15 protein-coding genes are annotated in these 15,648 nt (G+C 65.3%); 9 read left to right on the forward strand and 6 right to left on the reverse strand.

Annotated features, from left to right (window positions below; translation table 11 throughout):
- Window positions 1-74 precede the first annotated feature (74 nt).
- From F8A10_RS09670 to F8A10_RS09685, 4 genes are read left to right on the forward strand one after another with little or no spacing between them, the layout of a single operon-like run.
- The gene (locus F8A10_RS09670) at window positions 75-590 is read left to right on the forward strand and encodes a DUF2478 domain-containing protein (RefSeq protein ID WP_010393602.1); all 516 of its coding nucleotides are present in this window, start codon (window positions 75-77) and stop codon (window positions 588-590) included.
- Window positions 587-835 carry a sulfurtransferase TusA family protein gene (locus tag F8A10_RS09675; RefSeq protein ID WP_010393600.1) on the forward strand — a complete coding sequence of 83 codons (249 nt, stop codon included), beginning with the start codon at window positions 587-589 and terminating at the stop codon, window positions 833-835. The genes F8A10_RS09670 and F8A10_RS09675 overlap by 4 nt, the downstream gene beginning before the upstream one ends.
- A complete protein-coding gene (locus F8A10_RS09680) occupies window positions 835-1,764 on the forward strand; it encodes an AEC family transporter (protein WP_010393597.1) in 930 nt (309 codons plus the stop codon). Before F8A10_RS09675 ends, F8A10_RS09680 begins: the two co-directional genes overlap by 1 nt.
- Window positions 1,765-1,767: 3 nt before the next feature.
- Entirely contained in the window at window positions 1,768-2,577 is an 810-nt protein-coding gene (locus F8A10_RS09685) for a crotonase/enoyl-CoA hydratase family protein (protein WP_152367199.1), read from the forward strand.
- 12 nt (window positions 2,578-2,589) lie between these two features.
- Here the strand turns inward: F8A10_RS09685 and F8A10_RS09690 are convergent, their stop codons facing one another.
- Both F8A10_RS09690 and F8A10_RS09695 read right to left on the reverse strand, forming a co-directional pair.
- A complete protein-coding gene (locus F8A10_RS09690) occupies window positions 2,590-2,922 on the reverse strand; it encodes a DUF2794 domain-containing protein (protein ID WP_029371513.1) in 333 nt (110 codons plus the stop codon).
- Window positions 2,923-3,013: 91 nt separating this feature from the next.
- Window positions 3,014-3,532, reverse strand: a complete 519-nt coding sequence (locus F8A10_RS09695; protein ID WP_085501810.1) for a cytochrome b — start codon at window positions 3,530-3,532, stop codon at window positions 3,014-3,016.
- 223 nt (window positions 3,533-3,755) lie between these two features.
- On the opposite strand from F8A10_RS09695, the gene F8A10_RS09700 reads away from it, so the two are divergent.
- Complete coding sequence (locus F8A10_RS09700; protein WP_152367200.1) at window positions 3,756-7,616, forward strand: non-ribosomal peptide synthetase; 3,861 nt, start codon at window positions 3,756-3,758, stop codon at window positions 7,614-7,616.
- 262 nt (window positions 7,617-7,878) lie between these two features.
- Here the strand turns inward: F8A10_RS09700 and F8A10_RS09705 are convergent, their stop codons facing one another.
- Window positions 7,879-8,712: an alpha/beta hydrolase gene (locus F8A10_RS09705; protein ID WP_152367201.1), complete on the reverse strand. Its 834-nt coding sequence runs from the start codon at window positions 8,710-8,712 to the stop codon at window positions 7,879-7,881.
- Between the two features lie 139 nt (window positions 8,713-8,851).
- Between F8A10_RS09705 and F8A10_RS09710 the strand changes: the two genes are divergently transcribed.
- From F8A10_RS09710 to F8A10_RS09725, 4 genes are all read left to right on the forward strand, one after another.
- On the forward strand, window positions 8,852-10,258 hold the full coding sequence (locus F8A10_RS09710; RefSeq protein WP_085501780.1) for a Vgb family protein: 1,407 nt from the start codon (window positions 8,852-8,854) through the stop codon (window positions 10,256-10,258).
- Between the two features lie 70 nt (window positions 10,259-10,328).
- Complete coding sequence (locus F8A10_RS09715; RefSeq protein WP_152367202.1) at window positions 10,329-11,426, forward strand: ABC transporter substrate-binding protein; 1,098 nt, start codon at window positions 10,329-10,331, stop codon at window positions 11,424-11,426.
- Complete coding sequence (locus F8A10_RS09720) at window positions 11,423-12,457, forward strand: FecCD family ABC transporter permease (protein WP_085501781.1); 1,035 nt, start codon at window positions 11,423-11,425, stop codon at window positions 12,455-12,457. The genes F8A10_RS09715 and F8A10_RS09720 overlap by 4 nt, the downstream gene beginning before the upstream one ends.
- The gene (locus F8A10_RS09725; RefSeq protein WP_085501782.1) at window positions 12,457-13,233 is read left to right on the forward strand and encodes an ABC transporter ATP-binding protein; all 777 of its coding nucleotides are present in this window, start codon (window positions 12,457-12,459) and stop codon (window positions 13,231-13,233) included. Before F8A10_RS09720 ends, F8A10_RS09725 begins: the two co-directional genes overlap by 1 nt.
- A 10-nt stretch (window positions 13,234-13,243) precedes the next feature.
- Here F8A10_RS09725 and F8A10_RS09730 read toward each other — a convergent pair whose 3' ends face one another.
- From F8A10_RS09730 to rpe, 3 genes are read right to left on the reverse strand one after another with little or no spacing between them, the layout of a single operon-like run.
- Entirely contained in the window at window positions 13,244-13,663 is a 420-nt protein-coding gene (locus F8A10_RS09730) for a DUF1178 family protein (protein ID WP_152367203.1), read from the reverse strand.
- Window positions 13,664-13,704: 41 nt separating this feature from the next.
- Window positions 13,705-14,904 carry a 3-deoxy-D-manno-octulosonic acid transferase gene (locus tag F8A10_RS09735; RefSeq protein WP_152367204.1) on the reverse strand — a complete coding sequence of 400 codons (1,200 nt, stop codon included), beginning with the start codon at window positions 14,902-14,904 and terminating at the stop codon, window positions 13,705-13,707.
- Entirely contained in the window at window positions 14,901-15,593 is a 693-nt protein-coding gene (gene rpe / locus F8A10_RS09740; RefSeq protein WP_010393570.1) for a ribulose-phosphate 3-epimerase, read from the reverse strand. Before rpe ends, F8A10_RS09735 begins: the two co-directional genes overlap by 4 nt.
- Between the last annotated feature and the right edge of the window lie 55 nt (window positions 15,594-15,648).

Below are 15,648 nucleotides of genomic sequence, written 5' to 3' on the forward strand. Positions count from 1 at the left end.
CCGTTTGTCCCCGCCACGGGCAATATTGCACGCACGCCAGCAACAGCTATGCTGACCGGCAGGAGAGGGTCAACATGCTGGGTTACATCACCATCCACGACCATACGCCGGGCGAAGGCGACCGGCTGCTGACCGCGCTTGCCCGGCGGCTGGCTGATAGCAGTCTGCGGCTGGCCGGGGCGGTACAGATCAATACCGAAATCATCCCTGACGGCGATTGCGACATGGATCTGATGATCCTTGGCGATGACGGCCCCCTTGTGCGCATCACCCAATCGCTTGGCCCCGGCTCACAGGCCTGCCGGCTGGACAGCGCGGCGCTGGCCCAGGCCGTCGCCCGCACCGAATCAGTGCTTGAGCGCGGAGCCGATCTGCTGATCGTGAACAAATTCGGCAAGCAGGAATGCTTTGGCCGTGGCTTTCGCGATACCATCGGCCGGGCGCTGGCCGCGGGCATCCCGGTGCTGGTCCACGTACCGCCCGAACAGCTGTCCGGGTTCCGCCTGTTCGCCGGTGATCTGGCCGAGCCGCTTGCGCCTGAAAACATTGACGACTGGTGCCGCACCCGGCTGGCACGCCCCGCCGCATGAGTACGCTGATCGACGCCCGCGGCCTGTTGTGCCCTCTGCCGGTGCTGCGACTGCGCAAACGGCTGCTTGATTTACCACAGGGCAGCCGGGTCATGTTGCTGGCCACCGACCCCGCCGCCGTGATCGACGTACCCCATTTCTGCGCCGAGGCGGGCCATCGCCTGATCACCAGCCGGCAGATCGCCCCCGGTGAGACCGAATATATCGTCGAGCGCGGCCCGGCCTGCCCTGTCGCGGCGGGCTGATGCTGGCAATCTTTCTGAAAACCCTGCCCTTCTTTCTGGTCATCGCCACGGGGTGGCTGGCCGGGCGGCTGCGTTTTTTCCCGGCCGAGGCGACCGGCTGGCTGACGAAATTCGTCTTTTACTTTGCGCTTTCAGCAATGCTGTTTCGCTTTGCCGCGACGCTGGATGTGGCGCAGCTTTTCGATCCCGCCTTCGTGCTTGCCTATCTGACTGGCTCGGCTGCTGTATGGGCGCTGGCCTTTGGGGTGGCGCGCTGGCGCAAACAGCCACTCGCCACCGCCGCAATGGAGGCCCATACCGCTATGACCGGCAACACCGGCTTTCTGGGCGTGCCGATGCTGGTGGTGCTGCTGGGTGAACACGCCATCGGCCCGGTACTGATGGTGCTGACCATCGACATGATCGTCTTTTCGACCCTGATCACGCTGATCGTTACCGCCGCAAGACAGGGGCGGGTGCGGCTTGCAACGCTGTTGCCCCTGCTGCGCGGGATTGTCTCGAACCCGATGATCGTCTCGATGCTGGCGGGGCTGGCATGGTCCGGGCTGCACCTGCCGATGCCCGGCCCCCTGGATGAATTTCTGGCGCTTCTCGGGGCATCGGCCACGCCGGGGGCACTGTTTGCCATCGGGGCAAGCCTTGCCGGACGCGCGGCCGAACGGCTGGGCCCGGCAATCTGGCTAAGCCTTGCCAAACTGATCCTGCACCCTGTCGCGGTCGGTGTGGCGGCGCTTGCAATCTTTGGCGTGAACCCCGAGGCGGCAGGGGTAATGATTGCGGCGGCGGCTCTGCCGGTCGCAGGCAATGTCTATATCCTTGCGCAATATTTCGGCACCGCCGTCCAGCGCGTTTCGGCTGCGATCCTGATCTCGACCGCGGTAAGCATCGCCACGGTCCCTGTCGTCATTCACCTGATCACGAAAGGCTAGACCATGCCCGGCATTTCCGAACTGCGGCTGCAAAACCTGATTCTGGACATGGATGACGACGGGATCGCGACCGTCACGCTGAACCGCGCGGCCAAGCGCAACGCCCTGAACGCCGAAACAATCGAAGAGCTGATCAGCGTCTTTTCCGCCCTGCCCGCCGCCGGAGCGCGCGCAGCCATTCTGCGTGCCGAAGGGCCGCATTTCTGCGCCGGGCTGGATCTGGTCGAGCATGGGCAGGAACAACGCAGCCCCGCCGAATTCATGCGCATCTGCCTGCGCTGGCACGAGGCCTTTAACAAGATCGAATATGGTGGCGTCCCGGTCATCGCGGCCCTTAGGGGTGCGGTGGTCGGCGGCGGGCTGGAGCTTGCCTCGTCTGTCCATATCCGCGTCATGGACGAGACCACCTATTTCGGCCTGCCCGAAGGCCAGCGCGGCCTTTTCACCGGCGGCGGCGCCACCATCCGCGTACCGCGTCTGATCGGTCAGGCGCGCATGGTCGATATGATGCTGACCGGTCGGCTGTATGCCGGCGATGAGGCCGTGCAGGTCGGGTTGGCGCAATATCGCGTCAAGGACAGCGGGGCCAAGGCCCGCGAAATCGCCTTGCGCGTCGCGCAGAATACGCCCCTGTCGAATTTCGCCATCTGCTCGGCAATCTCGCATATGCAGAACATGTCGGGGCTGGACGCCGCCTATGCCGAGGCGATGGTCGCGGGCATCGTCAACACGCAAGAGGCCGCCAAGGACCGGCTTGACAGCTTTTCCCGCGGCACGGCGCAAAAGATCAAACCTCAGGGTGCAGGGGCCTAGCCCCGCCCACGCCTAGTTCACCGGGCGGATCAGCTTTTTCTCAAGCACCCGCAGGACGGCCGGCAGATCATGGCCGCGTTTAAGGATGCGGCCATCCATCCCGATCACCGCATATTGCCCCTGGGCATTGCGTAACCGCGGACGCTTTTCAATGCGGTAAAGCGGATGCTCGGTCGCACGGCGAAACACCGAAAATACCGCCATGTCGCGCAGAAAAGACATGGCATAGTCGCGCCATTCGCCCGCCGCCACCATGCGCCCGTAAAGAGAAAGAATGACGCCCAGCTCGGCCCGGTCAAAGGCCACGCGATCATGCTCGGACGGGAAACCGAAGGGCATATTCATCATGACGAAATGGTGACACCGGCCCGGCGCACAATCAATGGAAAACAGGGGTGGCGCCTTGCGCCCCGGCAGCCCACGCGCATCTGTGGCCTTAAAGGCCCGCCCGTCGACGACCCGCCATTCGGGCCAGGGTACCGTCGCGCCACATGCCTTCGTGCACGCCAACCATGATGACATGGCCCGCGATCAGTGCCAGCAGCAGCCAGGCCAGCTCACCGTGCAGCGCCTCACCTATGGTGACCATCCAGTCGATGGGCGGCTGCTGCGCGGGAAAAACCTCAAAACCAAAGGGCGCAAACACCCGCTCACCACCATAGGCACGCAGCAGCGCCGACACCGGCACGATCACCATCACGAGATAAAGCGCCAGATGGCCAAGCCGTGCGGCAATGCCCCAGAACCCGGCCCCATGGTCAGGCCGGTGCCGGCGGTTGACCAGCGCCCAGATCACCCTGATCACGATCAGCAGGAACAGCACCGTTCCAACCGGTTGATGCCAGCCGACAAAGAACCCCACCAGCGGCGTGCGCCCCAACACGAGCCTCAGCCCCATGCCGGTAAACTGCCAAAGCATCAGGACGGCGATGCTCCAATGCAATAACCGCGTCATCCTGCCATAGCGCAGCGCGGTATCCCGCCACGTTAGGGAATTGCAAAGATTTGTCTCTTTTGGCACGGTCACTTGAAATGGGTAAAGTTGACTAGATTTGTTGGTGACAGTATGGCCATGACCCCATACGGGCAAGTCCCGCAAGCCGGCATCCGGGGTCACATGATTGTCAACGCTTTCTTTCCCTTGCAGTTTTTCCCATCCCGAAAAGGGCGGGCGTGACATGGATGTCTTTCGTCATCAGGCACAAAGCGCAGACAACCACCCGTTGACCGAGGCACAAGAGGGGTTGTGGTATGTTCAGGCGCTGGACCCCGAAAACCCGATTCTGAATACCGGGCAGTATCTTGAGCTGACCGGCTCTCTGGACCGGGATGCGCTGGTTCAGGCCGTGACCCGCACCGTCGCCGAGACCCCGGCCCTGGCGCTGCGCTTTGCCACCGGGCCAGAGGGACCGCGGCAATGGGTGGGGCAGCCCCCGATGCTGGGTTTTGCCGATCTGTCCGCCCAACCCGACGCCAAGGCGCAGGCTCTGGCCCGGATGCAGGCCGACAGCCAGCGCCCGCTGGATCTGGAAAATGAACCTGCGGGGGCGCTGACGCTTTTCGTACTCGGCCCCCGGCACCATCTGCTTTACGAGCGCATCCATCACCTGGCCATCGACGGCTATGGCATGGTGCTGGTGACAAACCGTATCGCCGCGCATTACGCGGCGCTGGTTGCCGGAGCCCCCGTACCCCAACCCTTTGGCCCTCTGTCGCTGGCGTTCGAAGAGGATACAGCCTGGCGCGCCTCGCCCCGCCGCCTTGCCGACCGTGACTGGTGGCACGCCGAACTGGCCGAAATGCCCGAAGTCAGCGGGCTGGCTCAGGGTCGCGCGGTCAGCGGCCATGATTTCCTGCGCGATTCGCGCCTGCTGCCCCAGTCGCTGCTGGACAGGTTGGCCGATTACAGCACCACGCACCGGCTGGGCTGGCCCGATGTGCTGAATGCGCTGACCGGGGCCTATCTTGCGCGCTGGACGGGCGGAGAGGCGGTGATCGGCCTGCCCTTCATGGCCCGCATGGGGCGCACGATTGCCCAGGTGCCCTGTATGGCGATGAACGTGCTGCCGCACCGGCTGCAACTGGACGAGGACGCGCCCCTGCCCGAATGGCTGGCAGCGCAGTCCCGGCGTATGGCGCAGGCCCGTCGCCGTGGCCTTTACCGCAGCGAGCTTTTGCGGCGCGAGCTGGGGCTCGTGGGTGGCACACGGCGCCTTTATGGCCCGCTGGTAAACGTGCAACCTTTTGACAAAGCGCCTGAGTTTCCGGGCCTTGATTGTCGTTTACATATTCTTGGCGCTGGCGCAGTCGATGACCTGACCCTGACTTTTCGCGGCGATCCCGCCTCGGGCATGATCTTTGAGGTGGATGCAAACCCCGCCCTCTACTCAACCGAAGAGGTGCGCGCCCATGGCGACCGGCTGGTGGCCTTTCTGACCGCCGCGCTCAGCGCAGAAAGCCTTGCCAGTGTCCCGACCGCCAGCCCCGAAGAAATCGCAGCCTCGCGCGCACGGGCCGAGGCCACGCGCCACCCCCTGCCCGACACTACCCTGACTGCGCTGATCGAGACCCGGCTGACCGCAACGCCCAAGGACCCGGCCGTCAGCCTTGGCGCACAGACCCTCAGTTTTGCGGAACTCGATCGCCGCAGCGCCGCCCTTGCCGCGCAACTGCAACAGCTTGGCGCAGGTCCCGACCGTATCGTGGCGGTGGCGCTTGAGCGGTCGCTGGAACTGCCCGTCGCATTGCTGGCGATCCTGCGCGCCGGGGCGGCGTATCTGCCGCTTGACCCTGCGCATCCGCCCGAACGCATCGCCCGCATCATGGCGCAGGCACAACCGGTCGCGGCACTGACCTCGGCCGATCTGACCGGGCTGTTCCCACCCGAAACCCGGATTCTGCTGCCCGAAAACTGGCCTGCTGAAGGCCAACCAAAGGACGGGCCTCGGCCCGGCGATCTGGCCTATGTGATCTTTACCTCGGGCTCGACCGGCGAGCCCAAGGGCGTCGCGGTCGAACATCGCGCCATCGTCAACCGCCTGTTGTGGATGCAGGCGCATTACGGCGTCGGGTCGCAGGACCGCATCCTGCAAAAGACCCCCGCTACCTTCGACGTTTCAGTGTGGGAGTTCTTCCTGCCCATGACCACGGGGGCCGAGCTGGTGATGGCACCCCCCGGCGCACATCGTGACCCCGCGGCCATCGCGCGCCTGATCCGCGAACGTGCCATCACTACCTGCCATTTCGTCCCGTCGATGCTTTCGGCGTTTCTGGCCTCGCCGGCCTCGCAGGGACTGCAGCTGCGGCGGGTCTTTTGCTCGGGAGAAGAGCTGACAGCGGATCAGCGCGACCGTTTCCACGCCCGGATCACGGCCGGGTTGCATAACCTCTATGGCCCGACCGAAGCGGCAGTGGATGTCAGCTATTGGCCCGCTACGCCCGAAGACCGCTCAAACCCCATCCCGATTGGCTGGCCGGTATGGAATACGGCGCTGGAGGTGCTGGACGACCGGATGCGCCCCGTGCCGCCGGGACTGGCCGGGCATCTGTATCTGGGCGGGGTGCAACTGGCGCGCGGCTATCTGGGTCGCCCCGATCTGACGGCCGAGCGGTTTATCAACGGGCCTGCGGGACGGCTTTACGCCACCGGCGATCTGGCGCGGCTTCGGCCGGATGGGGCGGTGGTCTATCTTGGCCGCTCGGACCATCAGGTCAAGATCCGCGGACTGCGGGTCGAGCTGGGCGAGATCGAGGCCGCGATCATGGCCTCCGGCCTTGCCCGCGAATGTGTGGTCATCGCGCGCGAAGATCATGCCGGCGAAAAGCGTCTCGTCGCCTATCTGGTGCCGACCGCGGACTGGCGGCCGGGCCTGTTGGCCGAGCGGCTGGCGGCCTGCCTGCCTGCCTATATGGTCCCCTCGGCCGAGGTGGCGCTGGAGGCGCTGCCCGTAACCTCGAACGGCAAGCTTGATCGCAAGGCGCTGCCCGCGCCGGAATTCGCCGTGGCCGGCCGGGCCGCCGAAACCCCGACCGAACAACTGCTGGCCCGGCTTTACGCCGAGATCCTGCACCTGTCTGAACCCGCCCCAGCCGAAGCGGATTTCTTTGCGCTTGGCGGGGATTCGCTATCCGCTGTGCGGCTGGCCCAGGCGCTTGAGGCCGAAATCGGCCGCGACCCCGGCCTTGGCACGATTTTTGAACATCCCGTGCTGGCGGTACTGGCCGCTGCACTGGACGGTCAGGCGCCGCAGGACGACGGGCTTGGCCCGGTGATCCTGCTGGCCGAAGGCGATGCCAATACCGCGCCACTTTTCCTTATCCACCCGGCTGGCGGGCTGTCCTGGGGCTATCGCGGTCTTGCCCGGCGCATCGCCCCCACCCGGCGGGTCTGGGGGTTGCAGCACCCGGGGCTTGATCCATCCGTGCCCATGCCGGACAGCCTTGCCGCGCTGGCGCAGGACTATGCGCAAAAGGCGGCTGAACTGGCACCACAGGGACCGATCCATCTGGTCGGCTGGTCGGTCGGCGGCATCCTGGCCCAGGAAATCGCGGCGATCCTGTCCGGCATGGGCCGTGAGCCCGGCCTTGTCGCCATGCTGGACAGCTATCCCTGCGACGCCTGGCGTGATGAGCCCGAACCTGACCCGGTCGCCGCGCTGCGCGCACTGCTGGCCATTGCCGGCTATGATCCCGAGGCGCATCGCGATCTGGACACCCGCGAGGCGGTCGTCGCCTTTCTGCGTCAGGGAGACAGCGCGCTGGGGGCATTGCCCGCGCAGGTGCTTGACGGGGTGATCCGCACAGTCACCGGCACGAACCGGCTGATCCGCAACCATCGCCACCGTCGCTACGACGGCAAGATCACGCATTTCCGCGCCGCCCGCGATCACAAGGACCGGGATCTGACACCGGAAATGTGGGGCCCCTATGTCGGCTGGCTAGAGGTCATCGACCTGCCCTTTTTACACGCCGAGATGACCTCGACCGAGGCCACCGCCCTGATTGGACCCGCGATTAACCAAAGGCTGCGCCGCGGCTGACCACCGTATCCGGCGGGCGCAGCAGCAACAACGGTAAGGCAAGGGGCAGATTTGGGGCAGACCCTTGCCTCAACTCAGCCATGGCAGAACGCCCAGTCCTCGCGCATTTAGGCAGCTCCCCGCCTCCGCGGGACGCGATGCGCGGCCATATTCCGACCATGCCAAGGCCGCAAAGCAACCCGATTAACAGATATCCGGCCAAGCCCATCCGAATCACCTCATCGTTTCGCACCATCATTCGCGCGAAAGTCCAAAGATCCGGTTAATCCGCCTCGGCGAATTGAAAAGCCAGCGGGAACGAGCCGGCGAGGGTCTGGATATGGACATGTTCGCGCAGCACATGAAGTTGCGCGCGATGCCCGGGATGTTGTGCAAGATCGGCAACGAACTGCATGGTCGCAGGCGCAGGACCATCGGGCGGCGGGCCGTCACTGCCCGAGCGTTTTTCGCGATCCCCCAATGCCACCAGCAGCGGCAGCGAGGCCGGGGCGGCAGCAGCGGCAACACGGCGGATCAGTGCCTCATCCCACCAGATTGACGGGCTGATCGAGGCGTAACGCGCAAACCCCCCGGGCCGCGCCAACAGCGCATAAAGCGCAAAAAGCCCGCCAAAACTGTGCCCCCAGAGCGTGCGGCGGGCGGGGTCGACAGCAAGGCCATCCTCGGCCGCAGCACGCAGCGGTCCGGTCAGCAGATCGTGAAAGATCGCCGCACCTCCAGCCGTCCGGCCGGGATGAACGTGATCGGGGCGCAGCCCGTCTCCGGGACCGTCGGGGGCGGTAAAATCCTGCGTCCGCAGCTCACGCGCGAATTGCCGGTCAGTGTCATAGCCGACACCGACGATCACCAGCCCCGGCGCCTGGGCCAAATGCTCGGCCGTCAGAAAGTCGAAAACAGCATTGCCATCCAGCATGTAGAGGATCGGCCAACCCTGCACAGGCGCTGGCCCCCTGGGTAAGGCAAGAAACAACCGGTAGCCCGGACCAACGGCCACCGTGCGCTGCGAAAGTTCATGTGTTGGCGCGCCGGTCTGAAATATGCGCAGCTCTGCCTGCTTTCTTGCGTGTTCGGGCCCGACTTTGCCTAGCTGCGACATGGTGCGACAATCCTTCCGTTCACAAAGCTCTGTGCCGTGGTTTGGGTTAGTTGACAAGGACCGTCAGGAATATAGGGTGCCCCGCGAAACCAGCCAGCCATAGCGGTCAGCTAACCCGATCCCTTTCAGGAGTTCCCCCATGGCCATTCGTTCCTGCCTCTCATTGCGCGCGATGCTGGGCGCCTCGGCGCTGGCACTGTCGGTCCTGTCCGGCCCGGTGCTGGCCGACACCATCTTTACCAAACCGCTGGTTGATTTCGCCGGTTATGTCGGAGCAGGCGGCGTGGACCGCGCCCCTGTTTATAAAGGCGGCAAGGCGGTGATCGAGGGCGAGGACCTGATCCCCGGCCAGACCGTCACGCTGATGCGCGGCACGACCACCCTGAACGCTGAACCGATCACCGTCGATGCCGAGGGCAAGTTCAGTTTTGCGCTGGACATTGATGCCGAGGCCGAACTGGGCCTGCAACCGATCGTCGTCATCACCGAAAACCCCGCCTCGGCCAAGGTGGTCGAGTTGAAGATCTCGCCCGAGGTACCGGTCTCGGGCACGGACAAGTTCTCGGTCGCCAGCGAACCGGTGGTGCGCGGCCTTTATCAGGTCAAGTTCAGCGAGGCCGCGAACGCCGCCTTTGTGACCAGCGCGGTCGGCCGTCCCCCGGTCAAGGAATCCAAACTTGTCAAGATCAACCCCGAGACGCTGAAGATCGAGGCCGAGGTTACACCCGCCGCCGCTCCGGCTGGCGGAGACGGCAGCGACGCAGGGGTTTTCGCCGTCTATGGCGTCGACGTCGATGAGGCAAACGGCAATGTCTGGGTGACGAATACCCGTCAGAACACCGCCGCAGTCTACAGGCAATCGGACCTGTCGCTGGTCAAGCAGTTCGAGCCGGGGGCCGTTCCTCATGCCCGCGATATCATCGTGGATGAGGCCAACAGCCGCGCCTATGCCAGCTCGACCGGCTCATCCGAGATCAAGGTCTTTGACACCAAGACCCTTGAGCCGCTGGAGCCTATCGTCATCAAATCGCAGATCCGGGGCGAGCAGTTCTCGACCATGGCGCTGGATATCGACGAAAAGGGCGGCACGCTTGTCACCGTCAGCCTGTCCACCCCGGAAGCAGCAATCGTCGATCTGAAATCGGGCGAAGTCCGGGTGATCGCGCTGCCCGGCGCCAAGGCCGCCTCGGGCGTGGCCTATGACCCGAAAGAGGGGCTGATCTTTGTCGCCTCGCAGGCCACCGACAACCTGCTGATCATCAAGGCCGAAACCGGCGAAGTCCTGCATGACGTCGCCGTGGGTGCCGGGGCGCTGAACGTCGCATTCGAGCCGGTCTCGCGGCTGGCCTATGTCGCCACGCGCGGCGCCGGTACCATCGCCGTCGTCAGCCCCGAAGGCGAAATCGTCGCCAACATCGACGCCGGCAGCCTGCCGAACCAGTTGCGCGCCGATGGCAAAGGCAACATCTGGGCGGTGAACAAGTCGAAAGGCGAAGGGGACGAGGCCGGCGACCGTATCTGGCGCATCACCCCCGCCGCAGGCTAAGACAGCCTCTGACCCGGCCCGTGGCGAGCAAATCCCAGCGCGCCACGGGTATTTGCGAATGGATGCGCCCATGACCCTGACCCGCGCCCTGCTTGCCGCCCTTGCCCTGGTCACTTCGCTGGCTGCGGCCCGGGCTGAGGTGACCGTCACGGATATCATTGGGCGTCAGGTCACCCTGCCCCAGCCTGCAAAGCATATCGTTCTGGGCGAAGGCCGTCATCTGGCCGTCCTTGGGCTGATCCATGACGATCCGGTGGCGCTGGTCGCGGGCTGGCGGCTGGACAAGGCACTGGATGAGCCGACAATGCAGGCCTATCGCGAAAAATTCCCCGCCATTGACGAGATCCGTCCCGTCGGCTCGGGCAACCGCGACATCTCGGCCGAGGCGATCATTGCCCTGCATCCCGATCTGGTGGTCCTGACACTGATCGACCGCAACGACCCCGGCACCGAAGTCGCCCGCCAGCAAATCGAGGCCGCAGGTATCCCGGTTGCCTATGTGGATTTCTTTTCCCACCCCCAGGAAAATTCGATCCCCAGCCTGCGCGTTCTTGGCAAACTGACCGGCGCCGAGGAACGGGCCGAGGAATTCGCGACCTTCTACGAAAGCCGCCTGGCGCGTATCCGCGACCGGCTGGCCGCGCCGGATATCAGGCGGCCACGCGTGTTCTTTCACGTCCATGCCGCGCCGGTGAACTGCTGTTCAACGGTCGGAACCGGGGTGTTTAACGACTTTATCACCACTGCTGGCGGCCAGAATATCGGCAATGACAGCGTGAAAGGCGTGCTTGGCAATGTCAGTCTGGAATATCTGATCGGGGCCGATCCCGACATCTATATCGCCACAGGCGGCACGCATATGGCGGCGCGTGGCGGGCTTGTGCTTGGCTCGGGCGTCGATGCCAGGACCGCGCAGGCCAGCTTTGACCGGCTGATCTCGGCCCCCGGCTTTTCCTCGCTGCGGGCGGTGGAGGACGGCCGCGTCGCCGGGGTCTGGCATCTTTTCAACGATTCGCCCGTGCATATCGCGCTGATCGAATATCTGGCGAAAACCTTCCATCCCGACCTTTTCGAGGACGTCGATCCCGCCGCCACCCTGGCCGAGATCAACGCCCGTTTCTCGCCTGTCACTGTGCCGGGTACATGGTGGGTGGCCCCCAAAAAATGAGCGACGCGATCCTGCAACTTTACCACCGGCAAGGCCGGCGCAACGCCCTGCTCGTGGGCGTTCTGGGTGTGGCGGCGCTGGCGGCGCTGCTGTTGGATCTGGTCACCGGCCCGGCCGGTCTGCCGCTGGCAGAAACGCTGCGCGCGCTGACCGGAGGTGAGGTCGGGCGCGGCACGCAGGTGATCGTCTGGGATGTGCGGCTGCCGGTCGCCTGTATGGCCTTGCTCGTCGGGGCGGCGCTGGCGCTTGCCGGGGCCGAGATGCAGACCGTGCTGGAAAACCCGCTGGCCGAATCCTTTACCTTGGGCGTTTCGTCTTCGGCCGCGCTTGGCGCTGCGGTGGCGATCGTGCTGGGCCTGACCCTGCCCGGCCTGCCCGCCGTCTGGAGCGTTTCCGTCAACGCCTTTGTCTTTGCGGTTGGCGCGCTTGCCCTGCTGCAATTGCTTGGCCGGTTGCGCGGCGGCGGGCCGGAGGTCCTGATCCTTTTCGGGGTGGCTCTGAATTTTACCTCGGCCGCACTGCTGTCGCTGCTGCAATTTGTCGCCTCGGCCGATGCGCTGCAACAGCTGGTGTTCTGGACCATGGGCAGCCTGGCGTCGGCGCAATGGCAGGGGGTGCTGATGCTGGCGCTGGTGCTGGCCATTACGGTACCTTTTTCCTTCCGCGCCGCATGGAGGCTGACCGCACTGCGGCTGGGCGAGGCGCAGGCCCGCAGCTTTGGCGTCGATGTCTCCGGGCTAAGGCGCTGGACACTGCTCAGGGTCAGCCTGCTGGCCGCCTCGGCCGTGTCGATGGTGGGGGTGATCGGTTTTGTCGGTCTGGCCGGGCCACATATCGCCCGCATGCTGGTCGGCGAAAACCACCGCGTCTTTCTGCCCGCCAGCATCCTGACCGGGGCGCTGGTGATGTCGCTGGCCTCGACGCTTAGCAAGACGCTGGTGCCGGGTGTGCTGCTGCCGGTCGGGCTGGTCACCTCTCTGATCGGGTTGCCGATCTTTTTCGCGCTGATCCTGCGGGGAAGGCGGCGTTGATGGAGGGGTTGCTCGCACAGAATATCTCGGTCCGCTACGGTGCACGCAATGTGCTGTCGGGGCTGGATCTGCCACTGTTGCGCCCGGGCGAAGTCACTGTGCTGGCCGGACCGAACGCCGCAGGAAAGTCCACGCTGCTGCGCGCCATCGCCCAGCTGCAACCCTATGGTGGCAAGGTAGTCCTTGACGGCAGCGACCTTGCGCATGTTCCGATGCGCGACCGCGCCCGGCTGGTCGGCTTCATGCCGCAAAGCCTGCCGGCCAGCTCTTCTCTTGTGGCGCTGGAAAGCGTGATCGCGGCGCTGCGTTCGGGGGACACCGTCAGCGCGCGACAGGCCGATGCCACGGCCATGGCAGTCCTGAACAAGCTGGGGATCGAGGCGCTGGCGCTTGAGCCCCTGTCATCGCTGTCAGGCGGGCAGCGTCAGATGGTCAGCCTGGCGCAAGCCATCGTGCGCGACCCACGCCTGTTGCTGCTGGACGAACCGACCAGCGCGCTGGATCTGGCGCGGCAGGTCCGTCTGTTATCAGAACTGCGTCGGCTGGCAGGCGAGGGCCGGATCGTTGTCGCAGTGCTGCATGATCTGGCGCTGGCGGCGCAATGGGCCGACCGCATCGTATTGATCCACGGCGGCCATACCCGTGCCGAAGGACGCCCCGAAGAGGTTCTGACCCCCGAGTTGCTGGCCGAAGTCTATGGCGTCGAGGCCAGGGTTGAACGCTGTTCGCGCGGGCGCATCATGGTAATGATCGACGGCGAGCACGCCCCCGCCTGAGCCGCTGGGTTCAGTTCGCCCGCTGGCGCGAACGGAAGGGCAAGGGGGTCACCGGGATGCCGTCCTCAAGCAGCTTTTTGGCGTCCTCAAGCCGCGCCTCGCCATGGATCGCGCGTTCGGGGACCTGCCCCTCGAACATGGCGCGGGCCTCAGAGGCAAAGGACATGCCCACGTAATCCGAGTTATCCTCGATATGCTGGCGCAGCTTTTCGACCGTGGCCTCATATTCATTGCGCGGGGTGTGCAGATCGGCAGCCTCGTCGCGCGATTGCGCGACACGCGGGGCCATCAGCGCCTTTTCCACCTTGGCCGAACCGCAATGCGTACAAGAGATCTGACCCGCCGAACGCAAGCTTTCAAACCCGTCCGAAGACCGGAACCAGCCGTCGAAATCATGGCCTTTGTCACAGCGCAGGGCGTAGCGGATCATCTTGACTCCTTTCCCCTTCAGATATCGGGGGATGAAAGGGCTTATACAAGGTCGCGCTGCGCCAGATCCCGAATCCGCGTAACAAGCGTGGCGGGATTGCCAGCCCTTTCAAGCAGCAGCGCCCGCGCCGCCACGCCCATGTGGCGCTGCCCCTCGGCGTCCTGCACCAACCGGACCAGCCGCTGTGGCAGATCGGCGGATGCACAGCCTGTTGCCGCCCCCGCTGCATCAAGATCGGCGTAATCGCCAGCGTGGTTTTCGACATGCGGCCCGTGCAGGATGGCACAGCGCCATGCCGCCGGTTCCCATGGTGTATGACCGCCCACCTCGACGAAAGAACCGCCGGTGACGCAGATCCCGGCGGCGTGATACCAGTGCTCCATCTCGCCCAGCGTGTCGGCCAGCAGCACCGGCGCGCTTTCGGTTGCACCCCGACTGCGCCGGGAAAACTCCAGCCCCCGCGCCGCGATCAGGGCCGCCACAGCATCGCCGCGCCGCGGGTGGCGCGGGGCAAGGATCAGCCGCAGCTGTGGCACCGCCTCGCGCGCGGCAAGCCATGCATCAAGGATCGGCGCCTCCTCGCCCTCGTGGGTCGAGGCAGCCAGCACGGTACACCAGCGCACTGGCCCGTCCTGACCCGGCTCGACCCGCGCCGGACCCAAAAGCTTGAGGTTCAGGCGTGGGGTCAGCGCCGCCTCGGGCAGCCCAAGCTTAAGAAGCCGCGCCTCGCTACCCGCATCTTGGGCAGAAAGCGCGTCGATGCGGCGCAGCATCGGCCCGATCAGCCCCGGCAACCTGCCCCAGCGCAGCGCCGAGCGTTGCGACATGCGCGCGCCCACCACCACCTGCGCCACCCCCCGCGCCGCCGCGATGGCCGAGCGGTTGGGCCAAAGCTCATTCTCGACCGTGACCAGAACGCGTGGCCGTATCCGGTCCAGAAAGCGCCCCACAGCCTGCGGCACGTCCAGTGGCGCAAGGGCAGCCGCATGGCCAAGCCCCCGCACCAGCTCGCGGCCAGTAAGGCTGTTCGTGGTCACCATCAGGGGAAAGTCACGCGCAAGCTCTTCGGCCAGCAGGCGGACCGAGTTGAATTCACCCACACTTGCCGCATGCAGCCAGATGCCGCCGGGCGTGACCTCTGGCCCGGACAGGGCCAGCCGTTCGCGCCAGTCGGCACCGGCAAGGGGCGCGGCCAGCCCCAGCGCCGCGCCGGCAAGCGCCGTAGCGCCGCGCCAGATCAACGCAGCGCGGCCTCGGCTGCTTCACGGATGGCACGGATGTTCTCGCCATAGGGCGCGGCGTTTGAAACCGAGCCGCCCCGGAACACTGCCGAACCCGCGACCAGCACATCGGCCCCCGCTGCCGCAACCAGCGGCGCGGTGGTCGGATCGACGCCACCGTCGATTTCGATATGCACGGGGCGGTCTCCGATCATGGCACGCAGTTCACGCACCTTTCCGATCTGGCTGTGGATGAACTTTTGCCCACCAAAGCCGGGGTTCACGGTCATCACACAGATCAGGTCGACATCATCAAGCAGTGGCCGCGCCGCCTCGGCCGGGGTGCCGGGATTCAGCGCCAGACCCGCCCTGGCACCCGCTCCGCGAATGGCCTGAAGCGTGCGGTGAATATGCGGCCCAGCCTCGACATGGGCGGTGATGAAATCGCTGCCCGCCTCGGCAAAGGCCTGGATATAGGGATCGACCGGCGCGATCATCAGATGCACATCCATGACGCCGCGGATATGCGGACGGATCGCCTTGCACATCGCAGGACCAAAGGTCAGGTTCGGTACGAAATGGCCGTCCATCACATCGACATGGACCCAGTCGGCACCCTGGTCCTCGACCGCGCGGCACTCTTGGCCGAAATTGGCGAAATCCGCGGAAAGGATCGAAGGCGCGATCTTGATGCGGCGATCAAAGGTCATGGCTGGCTCCCTGCATTGCGCCGGTCCGGGTTATCGCCCCAGCCCGCCGGCCGTC

Origin of the sequence: Paracoccus kondratievae (assembly GCF_009301415.1) — a bacterium.
In the GTDB taxonomy this organism is placed as follows: domain Bacteria; phylum Pseudomonadota; class Alphaproteobacteria; order Rhodobacterales; family Rhodobacteraceae; genus Paracoccus; species Paracoccus kondratievae.

Excerpts from the sequence above, each read along its gene's own strand:
- F8A10_RS09670 (WP_010393602.1), top strand. The coding sequence starts at position 75 with ATGCTGGGTTACATCACCATCCACGACCATACGCCGGGCGAAGGCGAC.
- F8A10_RS09675 (WP_010393600.1), top strand. The coding sequence starts at position 587 with ATGAGTACGCTGATCGACGCCCGCGGCCTGTTGTGCCCTCTGCCGGTG.
- F8A10_RS09680 (WP_010393597.1), top strand. The coding sequence starts at position 835 with ATGCTGGCAATCTTTCTGAAAACCCTGCCCTTCTTTCTGGTCATCGCC.
- F8A10_RS09685 (WP_152367199.1), top strand. The coding sequence starts at position 1,768 with ATGCCCGGCATTTCCGAACTGCGGCTGCAAAACCTGATTCTGGACATG.
- F8A10_RS09690 (WP_029371513.1), bottom strand. The coding sequence starts at position 2,922 with ATGAATATGCCCTTCGGTTTCCCGTCCGAGCATGATCGCGTGGCCTTT.
- F8A10_RS09695 (WP_085501810.1), bottom strand. The coding sequence starts at position 3,532 with ATGACGCGGTTATTGCATTGGAGCATCGCCGTCCTGATGCTTTGGCAG.
- F8A10_RS09700 (WP_152367200.1), top strand. The coding sequence starts at position 3,756 with ATGGATGTCTTTCGTCATCAGGCACAAAGCGCAGACAACCACCCGTTG.
- F8A10_RS09705 (WP_152367201.1), bottom strand. The coding sequence starts at position 8,712 with ATGTCGCAGCTAGGCAAAGTCGGGCCCGAACACGCAAGAAAGCAGGCA.
- F8A10_RS09710 (WP_085501780.1), top strand. The coding sequence starts at position 8,852 with ATGGCCATTCGTTCCTGCCTCTCATTGCGCGCGATGCTGGGCGCCTCG.
- F8A10_RS09715 (WP_152367202.1), top strand. The coding sequence starts at position 10,329 with ATGACCCTGACCCGCGCCCTGCTTGCCGCCCTTGCCCTGGTCACTTCG.
- F8A10_RS09720 (WP_085501781.1), top strand. The coding sequence starts at position 11,423 with ATGAGCGACGCGATCCTGCAACTTTACCACCGGCAAGGCCGGCGCAAC.
- F8A10_RS09725 (WP_085501782.1), top strand. The coding sequence starts at position 12,457 with ATGGAGGGGTTGCTCGCACAGAATATCTCGGTCCGCTACGGTGCACGC.
- F8A10_RS09730 (WP_152367203.1), bottom strand. The coding sequence starts at position 13,663 with ATGATCCGCTACGCCCTGCGCTGTGACAAAGGCCATGATTTCGACGGC.
- rpe (WP_010393570.1), bottom strand. The coding sequence starts at position 15,593 with ATGACCTTTGATCGCCGCATCAAGATCGCGCCTTCGATCCTTTCCGCG.